Here is a 12,907-nt window from a genome sequence, read left to right as displayed (position 1 = left end):
GGTTTTTTCAAAATCCGTCGCATTATACGGCAGATTTTACCAGAGTTTCGAATCAATTCAGGTGGTTCGCTTCCAGCCAATCACCCAGGATACGATACCGGCCGCTATCAGCCACGCAGGGAACACTTCAACATCCCCCAACAGCAAAATCGTACCGCTTACTAACAGTGTAGCGCCAACGCCGAACAAATAACGCGATTGTCCCTGGCGAACGCGCTGGGCCTGCATCTGATTGGTCAGCTTATCAACGCTTTGTTGCAACAGTTTATGCTGCTGCAGGCTATCGTAAAATAATTCAGGCAGTTCGGGCAGTTTCTCGGCCCAAAACGGCGCTTTTTCTTTCAGTGCGCGGATCACTGCCGGTATACCGACCTGATCGCGCATCCAACTTTCCAGGAACGGCTTCGCAGTGGTCCACAAATCCAGCTGTGGATAGAGCTGCCGGCCCAGACCTTCAACATACAGCAAGGTCTTCTGCAATAACACCAGTTGGGGCTGCACTTCCATATTGAAACGGCGTGCGGTATTGAACAGGTTCAACAGCACGTTGCCGAACGAAATTTCCGACAGTGGCTTTTCGAAGATGGGTTCACACACCGTGCGAATAGCGAATTCGAAATCTTCCACGTTGGTGTCGCGCGGTACCCAGCCAGAATCAACGTGCAGTTCTGCAACCTTGCGATAGTCACGATTGAAGAAGGCAATAAAGTTTTCCGCCAGATAGCGTTTATCGTCTTTGTTCAACGAGCCGACAATACCGCAGTCAATGCCGATATAGCAGGGATCTTCAGGATGCTCATAGCTGACAAAAATATTACCGGGATGCATGTCCGCATGGAAGAAGCTGTCGCGGAACACCTGGGTAAAGAACACCTGAACCCCGCGTTCGGCCAACAGTTTCATGTTGGTGCCCTGCTTTTCCAGCGTTGGAATATCCGAAACCGGAATTCCGTAGATGCGCTCCATGACTAACACGCTTTCGCGGCAGTAATCGGAGTAAACCTCCGGCACATACAGCATCGGGCTACCGTCGAAATTGCGGCGCAGCTGGATGGCGTTGGCCGCTTCACGCAGCAGGTTCAACTCGTCCAGCAAGGTCTTTTCATATTCGCGCACCACTTCACGCGGACGCAGACGGCGACCATCCGGCATCAGCTTTGGCACCCAGGCCGCCAAACGATACATCAGGCGGACGTCAGCCTTGATGATCGGCCGAATATCGGGCCGAATCACCTTCAGAACCACTTCCTGCCCGGTCGTTTTTAGCCGTGCGGTATGCACCTGAGCTATCGATGCCGAAGCCAGCGCCTGCTGGTCAAAATCATCAAACCAGGTTTCCAGCGGGCCGCCCATCGCCAACTCAATATGCTTGCGCGCCAGTGCACCATCGAAGGGGGCAACCCGGTCCTGCAACAGAGTCAGTTGATCGGCGATTTGTGGTGGGAACAGGTCGCGGCGTGTGGACATCATCTGGCCAAACTTGATCCATACCGGCCCCAGTTCCTGCAAGGCCAAACGCAGACGTTCACCCAGCGGTTTGTCTGCATGGCGGTTTGGCATCCAGAACAGCAGACGGCGCCCCACGCGCAGCGGCAACGTCAAGCGCATCTGGGGGATCAGTTCATCCAGGCCATAGCTGAGAAAAACGCGGACGATCAAATACAGGCGGCGTAGTTCGCCAGGGGTCATCGTTTACCCTCCAACTTGTCCATGCGAGCAATCAGCGCTTCGAGGTTGCGAACGGTGGCATCAACTTCCTCGTTGAACCACACAACTTCCAGTGGGCCTGGCGCCACGCGCCACTCTTCCGTCAGCGTTTCCGCTACGTAATGCTGTTGACGCTGAAAGCCTGTCTTCAGCAGATTCGCGCCCTTACCGAGCGCCTGCGTGATACCCTGCGCGGCAATATCGCCGATGTAGGGGGCCAACCATTCAGCCGGATCCCACTCTGCCAGATCGAGCAGCCCAACCAGTTGTTGAACCACCTGAATATCACCTTCGACAATCAGTTCACCGCTGCGCATCAATGGCGAAAGTTGCTGGCGATCCCGCAGCTTCAGCAACACCGAGATGCGGCTGCGCACCGTGCAGTCAGCGGTATCTTCAGACTGACCAAGCACATCGACACGCTGCTCACTGAACAGCAACACCAACGGTGAGGAAAGCTCCTGCAATTCAATACGCAGAACCTTACCCGCCAGGCGCAAACGGGCGGCTTTCATGCTGCGATCGCGGAACAGCAGGCTGTTGAGCGATGTTTCCAGCACGCCGGTCAACAACGGGGTTAACAGCATCGGCATGTCCATATCAGAACTTGAAGCCGCGATGCAGGGCCACAATGCCGCCGGTCAGGTTAAAATAGGTCACATTGTCAAAGCCGGCAGCCCCCATCATACCTTTCAGGGTTTCCTGATCGGGATGCATGCGGATCGACTCAGCCAGATAACGGTAACTTTCCGGATCCTTCACCACCAGCTCCCCGATTTTCGGCAACACGTGGAAAGAGTAGGCGTCATAGGCTTTACTTAACGGCGCCAGCAGCGGCTTGGAGAACTCCAGCACCAGCAAACGGCCGCCCGGCTTAAGCACGCGGAACATGGAACGCAGCGCCTTGTCTTTGTCGGTCACGTTGCGCAGGCCGAAGGAAATGGTAATGCAGTCAAAATAGTTATCCGGGAACGGCAGCGCTTCGGCATTGGCCTGCACATAGTTGACGTTACCGATAATGCCGCGGTCGCGCAGCTTCTCGCGCCCCATCTTCAACATGGAATCGTTAATGTCCGCCAGTACCACCTGCCCCTGCTCACCGACCATGCGGGAGAACTTGGCGGCCAGGTCACCGGTACCACCGGCCAGATCCAACACCCGCTGCCCACGGCGAACGCCGCTGCAGTCAATGGTAAAACGCTTCCAGATACGGTGGATACCAAACGACATCAGGTCGTTCATCACGTCATACTTTGCAGCTACCGAATGAAAAACATCTGCCACCATGGCCTGCTTCTCGTCTCTAGCTACGGTGCGAAAACCGAAGTCGGTGGTTTCCTGCGGTTGATCTGCCATTGTCCTGCCTGCTATTCAGTCAATTTAGTGTGGATGAGTGTACCAGAACCCTACGCAATACCCCACCTCGCAGCCGCTGTCATGCCTGCGATGCGGAGCGGGGTTCCTCTGCGGAGTCGTCGTCTTCCGCCCCGGGCAACGCGTCAACTTCATCAAAGCCCGCCGCCTCGCATTCTTCATCATGCTGCGCACTGGCCTGCTGAGCCAGCAGTGGGTTAATCGGCCTTTTCACCTCAACCCCCAAAGCGCGGAACCCCTCGGTCTGGCCGATAAGATTACCACGGCCTTCGCTCAGTTTATTCATCGCCTGGCGATAACTCCCCTGGGCCTTGTCCAGGCTCTGCCCCAGCGCCGACATATCGTCAACAAACAGCCGCATTTTGTCATACAACCGCGCCGCTCTGTCGGCAATGCGTTGGGCATTCTGGCTCTGATGCTCATAGCGCCAAAGATTGGTGATGGTGCGCAACGCCACCAGCAAGGTAGTCGGACTGACCAGCATGATGTTGTGTTTGAGCGCTTCGCTGATCAGCTCCGGCTCACGGTCGATGGCCAGCAGGAAAGCCGGCTCGACCGGAATAAACATCAGTACGTAGTCCAGCGAACGCAGGCCGGGCAACTGCTGGTAATCCTTGCGCCCCAACAGGCGGATATGGCCACGCAGCGAGCCAATATGCTCACTCAGCGCCGCCTCGCGTTCCACTTCATCTTCACTGTTGAAGTAACGTTCGTAGGCCACCAGCGACATTTTCGCATCGATGACCACGTCCTTACCCTGCGGTAAACGAACGATGACGTCGGGCTGCATACGGCTCTGATGATCCAGCCGCACATTGACCTGGGTTTCGTATTCGTGTCCTTCGCGCAGGCCGGAGGCTTCCAGTACCCGACTTAACACCACCTCACCCCAGTTACCCTGAGTTTTGTTATCCCCTTTCAGGGCCTTGGTGAGGTTAATCGCCTCGCGTGCCATTTGTGCATTGAGCTGCTGCAGGTTACGTATTTCGTGGGTCAGCGTATGGCGTTCACGCGCTTCCTGGCCAAAACTGTCCTGTACCTGGCGGCGGAAACCATCGAGTTGCTCACGCAGCGGCAGTAACAGGCGGTCCAGGCTTTGCTTATTCTGCTCGTCAACCTTGCGCCCGCTGTGTTCAAAAATGCGGTTGGCCAAATTTTCAAACTGGGTGGTGAGGCGCTGTTCGCTGTTAATCAGCAGACGCTGTTTCTCTTCTGCCGCCATACGGGTCTCTTCCAGGCGGATAGTCACCTCACGCAGCTCGGCCTCCTGAGCGCTGTTAACCTCACGCTGGGCACGCAGTTCCTGATTCAGCAACTCACATTCGTTGCGCCAGTGATTGAGCTGTTGAAGTTTTTCGTGCCCGGCGGCCAGCTGGCTGTGCAAATTGCGCAGTTCCAGATCGGTCTGTCGCATTTGTTGTTCATTACGCTGCAGCGTTTCTTGCCGGGCTGCTGTTTCCTGCTGCGCCTGCTGTAGCGATTGTTCCAGCAGCCGTTGCTCGGTTTCATGCTGTGCCTGCGTCTGCTGCACACGCAAACTGGCAATTAGCCACCCCAACAGCAGGCCAATTGCCACCCCGCCCATACCGTAAACCAAACTGGTATCCACCCTGCCTCCTGTTACACCTGACCGTTCCGGCGTTTTATGCGCCTGTTGCCCGTCACGTTAAGGGGATGCTGTATGGATGTCCAGTCTGTTTTTGCCCCGACGGCGCAAAATTGCGAAACGCTACGCAAGTCAGACCAGAACTAGCCAAACCACTGGCTTAACCACTTGATGCCAAACGCCCCCGGCGCGAGAATGCCAAATGCCCAGATCATCGCCGACGTAATATTCGCCACCTGGAAATAACGCTGGGGCATGCCGCAAATGCCACCAACCAAAGGCACCACGGCACGCAACGGGCCGAAGAAGCGACCGATGAAAATGCCCAGTACGCCCCAGCGTTCAAAAAACGCATGGCCACGCGTGAGTAGCTGTGGATTGCGGGAAAGGGGCCACATATGCGCCACCCGGTCTTGATAGTGATAGCCAATCCAGTAAGAGAGCCAGTCGCCGAAAAAGGCCCCGGCGGCGGCGGCGGCCCAGATAGGCCAGAATGCAATGCCGCTTTCGCCTATCAAGGCTCCCAACGCCAGCAGAATCACCGTGGCCGGTAACAGCAGCGACAGAAACGCCAGCGACTCGCCGAACGCCAGGAAGAAGATAATCGGGATGGCCCAGGCTTCATGCTGCCGCACGGTGTCGCTGACCCAGTGGATAATGTCATTGAGGCTCAATATGGGCTCCTGATGCGGGATTTATGGCCCCAAGGATACGCAATGCCGGCCGGGGCCGATTAAACCCCGGCTAAACACCCGTACAGTTTACTCGAGGTAGAACGCCTGCAGTGCTTCACGCTGGTTTTGGCCCAGTCCGTACTCGGCCTCCAGCCAGCGATCGGTTGAACCATATTGGTCACGGATGCAGTTCAGGGCGGTCATCAGGAATTCTTCACGGGCGCTGAGCACATAGGCAAATTGCCCCAGTGCCGAAGCGTTAAGGCGAATCGACAGTTGATCCAGCATCTGTTCGCGGAAGGTCGCCAGCGTGGTTTCGGTCAGCAGGTAATCTTCCACAACCGTCGCTTCATCTGCCCCCAGCGCGAATAACACCAGCGCCGAACCGACTCCGGTACGATCCTTGCCTACCGCGCAGTGCTGGACGATGGCTCCGTTATCGACATTGCTCAGCAATTGGGCCAACTGCTTATACGCCGCATTACCGAAAGGCAGCCGACGGTAAAGTTCCAGCATAAAGGCCTGTGCGTCGAAACCGGCCAGCGTTTCGCTGGTCAGTTTTTCCAGGTTGGCATTCACCTCATTGCTCAACGGATTGGCCGGGAAATGATGATAATCGGCGCCGCTCCACAGGACATCAGGCTTGGCCTGAACTTCATCGGCGTCACGGTAATCCAGCACCGAACGCACCGGCACACCGGCCAGGAAGGTGCAGTCGTCTTCGGTCAGACGCTCCAGCGAACCTGAGCGGAACAGCAGACCACGCTTGATACGGCGGCCATCGGCGACGCTGTTGCCGCCAAGATCGCGAAAGTTAATGCCGCCATCAAGCGGTGCCAATGAAGGATGAAGCAGGATCTGGGCAGTCATAGACGTCCTCGTGGTTATTGTCTGAAAAACGCAACCTGAGAGCAGCGGAAAAACCGGGCTCAACGGGTAAAGAGGCGGCCAGAAAGATGGCGCTGATGAGGTTAACCGTAACAGATTACGGCCGAATGGAGAAACGGGCCGCGTCGGCGACCCGTTGAACTGCGAGGTAATTACAGCAGGCGGCGCGCCGCATCAACCACGATCTGCACCGCTTTGCTTTCGGTGTTTTTCATGGTTTCTGCGTTCGGGATTTCCTGCTGGGTGCGGTTAACAATCACACCGGCAACCATACCGGCACGCAGGCCCTGGCTGGCGCACATGGTCAGCAAGGTAGCGGATTCCATTTCATAGTTCATCACGCCCATCGACTGCCATTCTTCCATCGAGCCTTTGAAGCGGCTGACGACACGGCCGGAGAAGGTATCGTAACGTTCCTGGCCAGGGTAGAAGGTATCAGAAGACGCGGTCACGCCAATGTGCGTGGTAGCGCCGGCAGCCTTGGCGGCTTCGACCAGTGCCGTGGTACAGGCAAAGTCGGCCACGGCCGGGAACTCCATCGGTGCAAAGTGCAGGCTGGCACCGTCGAGACGAACCGCGGCGGTGGTGACCAGAACATCGCCAACATTGATGTTCGACTGGATCGCACCGGTGGTGCCGATACGCAGGAAGGTACGGATTCCCAATTGCGCCAGTTCTTCAACGGCGATAGAGGTAGACGGGCCACCAATGCCGGTAGAGCAGACGATCACCGCCTTGCCGTCCAACTCTGCGCGCCAGGAGGTAAATTCACGATGGGAAGCCAGATGCACCGGATTTTCCATCAGCTTGGCAATTTTCTCTACGCGCTGTGGATCGCCTGGAACGATGGCAAGCTGGGCCCCTTGTAAATCTTTTTTAGTGAGGCCGAGATGAAAAACGTCAGATTGGGACATGCGAGACTCCTCATGGATCATGTTTATTGGGAGGAACAAAAAAGTACTCTACTGAAAATTGCCATTCAATTTCGTGACAACCATCACTATGAATAAAGAAACAGAATGCAATCTACATAACTTTTGTGATTAAAGTCACAAAAACACACCAGAAGCTGGAATGGTCGTCTCAGAAGCCCCAAGTCTAGTCGACAAAATGCAGCGCCGTTTTTCACCCTGTCTCCTGAGCACAGAGCTGATTTCCTGATGAAACTATTGACACCGCCACAGGAAATAACCTTATTTTATCGGTGACTTAGCCACAATAAAGGGAGCTAACGCACCTTATGGTATTAATGCAGGTCAACATGCGTAATAGCATGATAAAAAGGCAACAAAAACGCGCTAAAGCCAGATAATTATTCGTTTTTTAAAGACTTGGCCGAAAATGCTCCACCCGGTGCCAATAACGGGTAATCTTTCCTATAGTTAATCTCAGCGCTTTTCTCGATTGCACGGAGACCGCAATGAAAACCGATCAAGTGATGACATTAAAACAGGCCCAGGGGGGATTCACCCCGGCCGTTACACCCTTGGCTGCTTCAACCATTATCACCGACGAACAAGGCATTCATGCCGGGGAAACCACCATTCCTTCACAGGGTGACAATCTGCCGGCCTATATCGCCAAACCTGCCGATAGCAGCGGCCCCTTCCCGGTGGTGCTGGTGGTACAAGAGATTTTTGGCGTACATGAGCACATTCAGGACGTATGTCGTCGCCTGGCCAAACAGGGCTATCTGGCGATAGCACCGGAACTGTATTTCCGTCAGGGAGATGCCCGGGATTACACCGACATCGGCGAACTGTTCCAAAAGCTGGTGACCAAAGTGCCGGATCGTCAGGTGCTGGCGGATCTGGATCATGCCGCTCATTGGGCCACGCGCCACGGTGGCGATGCCGGCAAGCTGGCGATTACCGGTTTCTGCTGGGGCGGGCGTATTAGCTGGCTGTATGCGGCACATAATCCGCAGTTGAAAGCGGCCGTCGCCTGGTACGGCAAACTGGTGGGCGAAAAAACGCTGAACTCGCCAAAACATCCGATCGATGTCGCTACCCAACTCTCTGCGCCGGTGCTGGGATTATATGGCGGGCAAGACACAGGTATCACGCTGGATACGGTGGAAAGCATGCGTCAGGCGCTGCGTGCGGCCAACGCCGATGCCGAGATCGTGGTCTATCCCGACGTCGGCCATGCCTTCAATGCCGACTACCGGCCAAGCTATGATGCCGAAGCGGCCGCCGACGGTTGGCAACGCATGCTGGCATGGTTCACCCAACATGGCGTTCCGGGCGTTAAGTAAACCTCACCTCACGGCTGCCTGACCAGACAGCCGCTTGCGACATAAAAAAGGGCGCCGAAGCGCCCAGATTGTCAGATCAAAACATCATTGCACCACGGCGACAATCAGGCCTGCTGCTCGCGCAGGCGTTGTGCAGCCAGCACCATGTTGGCCAGCGACTGACGGGTTTCCGGCCAGCCACGGGTTTTCAGGCCGCAGTCCGGGTTAACCCACAGGCGTTCTGCCGGGATGTTCTGCGCGGCTTTACGCAACAGCGCTTCGATCCATTCCACGCTTGGCACGTTTGGCGAGTGGATGTCATACACGCCCGGACCGATTTCGTTCGGATATTCGAACTCTTTAAAGGCTTCCAGCAAATCCATATCGGAACGCGAGGTTTCGATGGTGATCACGTCAGCATCCAGCGCCGCAATCGAATCCATGATGTCGTTGAACTCGCAGTAACACATGTGGGTGTGGATCTGAGTATCATCCTGCGCCACGGCGGCATTCAATTTGAACGCGTCCACCGCCCAATTCAGGTAGGCAGCCCAGTCGGATTGACGCAGCGGCAGACCTTCACGCAGTGCCGGTTCGTCAATCTGGATGATGCCAATGCCGGCTTTTTCCAGATCTTCCACTTCATCACGCAGCGCCAGGGCAATTTGTTTGGCAATCACTTCACGGGTCACATCTTCACGCGGGAATGACCAGCAAAGAATGGTTACCGGGCCGGTCAACATGCCCTTCACCGGCTTGTCGGTCAGCGACTGGGCATACTTCGCCCACTCTACGGTGATGGCTTCCGGTCGGCTGATATCGCCGATGATCACCGGCGGTTTTACGCAGCGGGAACCGTAGCTCTGTACCCAGCCGTTTTGGGTGAAGACGAAGCCGTCGAGGTTCTCACCGAAGTATTCGACCATATCGTTACGCTCGGCTTCACCGTGCACCAATACGTCCAGGCCCAGACGCTCTTGCTCAACGATCGCCTGTTTGATGTGCTCACTAATGCTGGTGCGGTAGTTGTTGCCGTCCAAACGCCCCTGCTTGAAGTCCAGACGCAGGCCGCGAATTTCGGTGGTTTGTGGGAATGAACCGATAGTGGTGGTCGGCCAGGCCGGCAGGTTAAAGCGTTCACGCTGTGCCTGAGCACGCTCGGCGTAAGGACGCTGACGTTCGCTGTCCTGCGCGGTAATAGCAGCCAGGCGTTGACCGACCTGCGCATTATGCACACGGCTGGATTGACGACGGGCACGGATTGGCGCGCTGTAGGCGTTCAGTTCAACCTGTTTTGCTGCGCCCGGTGCGTTCAACGCCGCGCTCAGCAACGCCAGTTCGCCGCATTTTTGCAGGGCGAAGGCGAACCAACTCTTCACTTCTTCGTCCAGCCGGGTTTCCACACTCAGATCGATCGGGCTGTGCAACAGTGAACAGGAAGTGCCGATCCACAGCGGGCGACTGCCCACTAATGGCTGCAAACGTTCAAACCAATTGCTCAGATCGGCGCGCCAGACGTTACGACCGTTGATTACCCCCAGTGACAGCAGCCACTCTTTCGGCAGCGCCTTATTCAATACCGCGATATCGTCGTGACCGCCAACCAGGTCAACGTGCAGCCCCTGCACCGGTAACTCACGGAGAGTGTCAAGATTGTGGCCAACGCTGTCGAAATAGGTAGTCAGCAGCAGTTTTACCTGGCCCTGCAGCGCGTCATAAGCCGGTTTGAAGGCGTTCAGCCACGCCTGCGGCAATTCCAGTACCAGCGCAGGCTCGTCGATCTGCACCCATTCAACGCCGCGTTTCGCCAGCTCGGCCAGCACCTGCTGATAAACCGGCAGGATATCGTTGAGCAGCGACAGGCGGTCAAACGGCTCACCCTTCACTTTGCCCAGCCACAGATAAGTGACCGGCCCCAGCAGCACAGGTTTGATTTTGTGGCCCAGCGCCAGCGCTTCGTCAACTTCGTCCAGCAATTGGGTCCAGCCCAGTTTGAACTGCTGGCCCTTATGGAATTCGGGCACCATGTAGTGGTAGTTGGTGTTAAACCATTTGGTCATTTCCGCCGCTGCTGCCGGTTCACCGGTTGGTGCGCGGCCACGGCCCAGGCGGAACAACGTATCGAGATCGATTGTGCCGTCCGCATTTTGATGACGCGCCGGCACGTTGCCGAGCAGCAGACTGGTGGTCAATACATGGTCGTACCAGGCGAAATCGCCGACCGGCACCAAATCCACCCCGGCCTGTTGTTGCTGTTGCCAATGGCGAGCGCGCAGCTCGCGGCCAACTGCCAACAGTTCTTCCTGCGTTGAGTTACCTGCCCAGTAGCTTTCCTGAGCTTTTTTCAGTTCACGTCGTAGCCCAACGCGAGGAAAACCCAGTGTGTGATTTAGAATTGCCATCGTCATATTCCCCATTTAGCCGTCCAGATGTTTACACATCCATAATCCGCAGGTACTGTATTAACCACAAGCGCAATTTATTCACTGTCACTGTGAAGGACTCTCATGATCGAACTGAAACACTTACGGACGCTGCAGGCTCTGCGCAATACCGGTTCGCTGGCGGCCGCGGCTGCCCAACTCCATCAGACGCAGTCTGCTCTTTCGCATCAGTTCAGCGATCTGGAGCAGCGCCTGGGCTTCAAGCTGTTCGTTCGTAAAAGCCAACCGCTGCGCTTTACCGCGCAGGGAGAGATCCTGTTACAGCTGGCAGAGCAGGTTCTGCCACAAATTCAGCAGGCATTGCAGACGTGCCACGAACCGCATCAGGCCACGCTGCGTATCGCCATTGAATGCCACAGCTGTATTCAATGGCTGACACCGGCGCTGGATAACTTCCGGCAGAGTTGGCCGCAGGTAGTGATGGACTTTAAGTCCGGCGTCACCTTTGATCCGCAACCGGCCTTACAGCAAGGCGAGCTGGATTTGGTGCTGACTTCCGATATTCTGCCGCGCAGCGGTCTGCATTATTCACCGATGTTTGATTTTGAAGTGCGACTGGTGCTGGCGCCGGATCACCCGTTAGCCAGCAAGCTGCACATTGAACCCGAAGATTTGATCGATGAAACACTGATGATTTATCCGGTACAGCGTCAACGGCTGGATATCTGGCGTCATTTCCTGCAGCCGGCGGGCATCAGCCCGGCGCTGAAAAACGTCGATAACACCCTGCTACTGATCCAGATGGTGTCCGCGCGGATGGGGATTGCGGCGTTACCGCATTGGGTGGTGGAGAGTTTTGAGCGCCAGGGGTTGGTGGTGACCAAAACCCTGGGCGATGGCCTGTGGAGCCGTCTGTATGCCGCAGTTCGCGATGGTGAGCAGCGCCAGGCGGTAACCGAAGCCTTTATCCGTTCGGCACGCCAGCACGCCTGCAATCATCTGCCGTTCGTCCGGGACGCCGCCCGCCCAAGCGCCGGTGTTGCCAGCGTCAAACCACTGACCTCACGACCCTGACGACCCTGACGACCAGGGTTGCCTGCGCTTGGGCAGCCCGGTTTATTTACTGATTATTTTGGGTGCCACCCAACGGCGATGTACCCACAGCGAAGCAACAATCACCGCCCCACCGATAATAAAACTTGGCCAGTGCGGCTGTTGCTGCCAGATGGCCAGATTCACCAGCAGCCCGGCAGGCACATGCATGTTATTCATGATGCCCAGCGTGCCGGCATCCACCTGCGTGGCACCGTAGTTCCACATGAAATATCCCAGCCCGGAAGCGACCACGCCCAGCCACACCAGAATGCCCCATTGCAGATTGGTGGTCGGCAACTGTTGCGGGTTGCCCCACAGGCACCAGGCCACCACCGCCACCACCAACGCGCCCAGGTAGAACCAGGAAAACGCGGTGTGCTGTGGCAACGGATGCACTTCCATCAGCCGCTTGTAACCGACCATGCCAATGGCGAAGCTGATATTCGCCGCCTGCACCAGCAGCAGCCCCAACCAGAAATGCTCGCTAAGCTGGTGGTAACGGATGATCGCCGCCCCCAAAACGGCCAACAACGCACTGAATACGTAGCTCCAGCGCAAGCGCTGCCCACTGATCAGGTCATAAATCAGCGTGACGTAAAGCGGCGTCAGCACGGTAAACAGCAGGAATTCCGGCACCGTCAGGTACATGTAAGCGCGGAAGCTGAACAGGTACATGATGCCGAGCTGGCAAGCCCCCACCAGCATGTACATCAGGATCACTTTCAGCTTGATATTGCGCCAGCGCAGAAAAGGCAGGAACACCAATGCCGCCAGGCCGATGCGCATCAGCACCGAGAACCAGCTGTCGACCTGGCCCGCCAGATATTCGCCAATCAGGCTGAAAGAGAACGCCCACAGAATGGTAGTAATCACCAGAAGCAGCACGATGGGTTCATCCTAAAAATTCACAAAGGGCGATTGTAACGGAAGGCGGGAGAAGGGG

General features: G+C 56.3%; 11 protein-coding genes. 2 read left to right on the top strand and 9 right to left on the bottom strand.

Going from position 1 to position 12,907, the window contains the following annotated elements; all coding sequences use genetic code 11:
- Positions 1-57: 57 nt before the first annotated feature.
- From ubiB to udp, 7 genes are all read right to left on the bottom strand, one after another.
- Positions 58-1,689, bottom strand: a complete 1,632-nt coding sequence (gene ubiB, locus SERS4_RS0101870; protein WP_017891313.1) for a ubiquinone biosynthesis regulatory protein kinase UbiB — start codon at positions 1,687-1,689, stop codon at positions 58-60.
- Positions 1,686-2,294, bottom strand: coding sequence for an SCP2 domain-containing protein (locus SERS4_RS0101865; RefSeq protein ID WP_017891312.1), 609 nt, complete (start codon positions 2,292-2,294; stop codon positions 1,686-1,688). The genes ubiB and SERS4_RS0101865 overlap by 4 nt, the downstream gene beginning before the upstream one ends.
- A 13-nt stretch (positions 2,295-2,307) precedes the next feature.
- The gene (ubiE, locus tag SERS4_RS0101860; RefSeq protein WP_012004718.1) at positions 2,308-3,063 is read right to left on the bottom strand and encodes a bifunctional demethylmenaquinone methyltransferase/2-methoxy-6-polyprenyl-1,4-benzoquinol methylase UbiE; all 756 of its coding nucleotides are present in this window, start codon (positions 3,061-3,063) and stop codon (positions 2,308-2,310) included.
- Positions 3,064-3,142: 79 nt separating this feature from the next.
- On the bottom strand, positions 3,143-4,690 hold the full coding sequence (gene rmuC / locus SERS4_RS0101855; protein WP_017891311.1) for a DNA recombination protein RmuC: 1,548 nt from the start codon (positions 4,688-4,690) through the stop codon (positions 3,143-3,145).
- 140 nt (positions 4,691-4,830) lie between these two features.
- On the bottom strand, positions 4,831-5,361 hold the full coding sequence (locus tag SERS4_RS0101850) for a DedA family protein (protein WP_012004716.1): 531 nt from the start codon (positions 5,359-5,361) through the stop codon (positions 4,831-4,833).
- A gap of 87 nt (positions 5,362-5,448) precedes the next feature.
- Entirely contained in the window at positions 5,449-6,231 is a 783-nt protein-coding gene (locus tag SERS4_RS0101845) for a tyrosine-protein phosphatase (RefSeq protein WP_017891310.1), read from the bottom strand.
- Between the two features lie 170 nt (positions 6,232-6,401).
- The gene (gene udp / locus SERS4_RS0101840; protein ID WP_012004714.1) at positions 6,402-7,163 is read right to left on the bottom strand and encodes a uridine phosphorylase; all 762 of its coding nucleotides are present in this window, start codon (positions 7,161-7,163) and stop codon (positions 6,402-6,404) included.
- 506 nt (positions 7,164-7,669) lie between these two features.
- On the opposite strand from udp, the gene SERS4_RS0101835 reads away from it, so the two are divergent.
- Positions 7,670-8,506 carry a dienelactone hydrolase family protein gene (locus tag SERS4_RS0101835; protein ID WP_017891309.1) on the top strand — a complete coding sequence of 279 codons (837 nt, stop codon included), beginning with the start codon at positions 7,670-7,672 and terminating at the stop codon, positions 8,504-8,506.
- A 104-nt stretch (positions 8,507-8,610) separates the two neighbouring features.
- Here SERS4_RS0101835 and metE read toward each other — a convergent pair whose 3' ends face one another.
- Positions 8,611-10,887, bottom strand: coding sequence for a 5-methyltetrahydropteroyltriglutamate--homocysteine S-methyltransferase (gene metE, locus SERS4_RS0101830; RefSeq protein ID WP_017891308.1), 2,277 nt, complete (start codon positions 10,885-10,887; stop codon positions 8,611-8,613).
- Positions 10,888-10,992: 105 nt separating this feature from the next.
- Between metE and metR the strand changes: the two genes are divergently transcribed.
- The gene (metR, locus tag SERS4_RS0101825; protein WP_017891307.1) at positions 10,993-11,943 is read left to right on the top strand and encodes an HTH-type transcriptional regulator MetR; all 951 of its coding nucleotides are present in this window, start codon (positions 10,993-10,995) and stop codon (positions 11,941-11,943) included.
- A gap of 42 nt (positions 11,944-11,985) precedes the next feature.
- Here metR and SERS4_RS0101820 read toward each other — a convergent pair whose 3' ends face one another.
- Positions 11,986-12,849, bottom strand: a complete 864-nt coding sequence (locus SERS4_RS0101820; protein WP_012004710.1) for a carboxylate/amino acid/amine transporter — start codon at positions 12,847-12,849, stop codon at positions 11,986-11,988.
- Positions 12,850-12,907 lie beyond the last annotated feature (58 nt).

The organism is Serratia sp. S4, assembly GCF_000347995.1.
In the GTDB taxonomy this organism is placed as follows: domain Bacteria; phylum Pseudomonadota; class Gammaproteobacteria; order Enterobacterales; family Enterobacteriaceae; genus Serratia; species Serratia quinivorans.
Note: the sequence above shows the minus strand (reverse complement) of the source record. Positions and strands in the feature narration are given on the sequence as shown.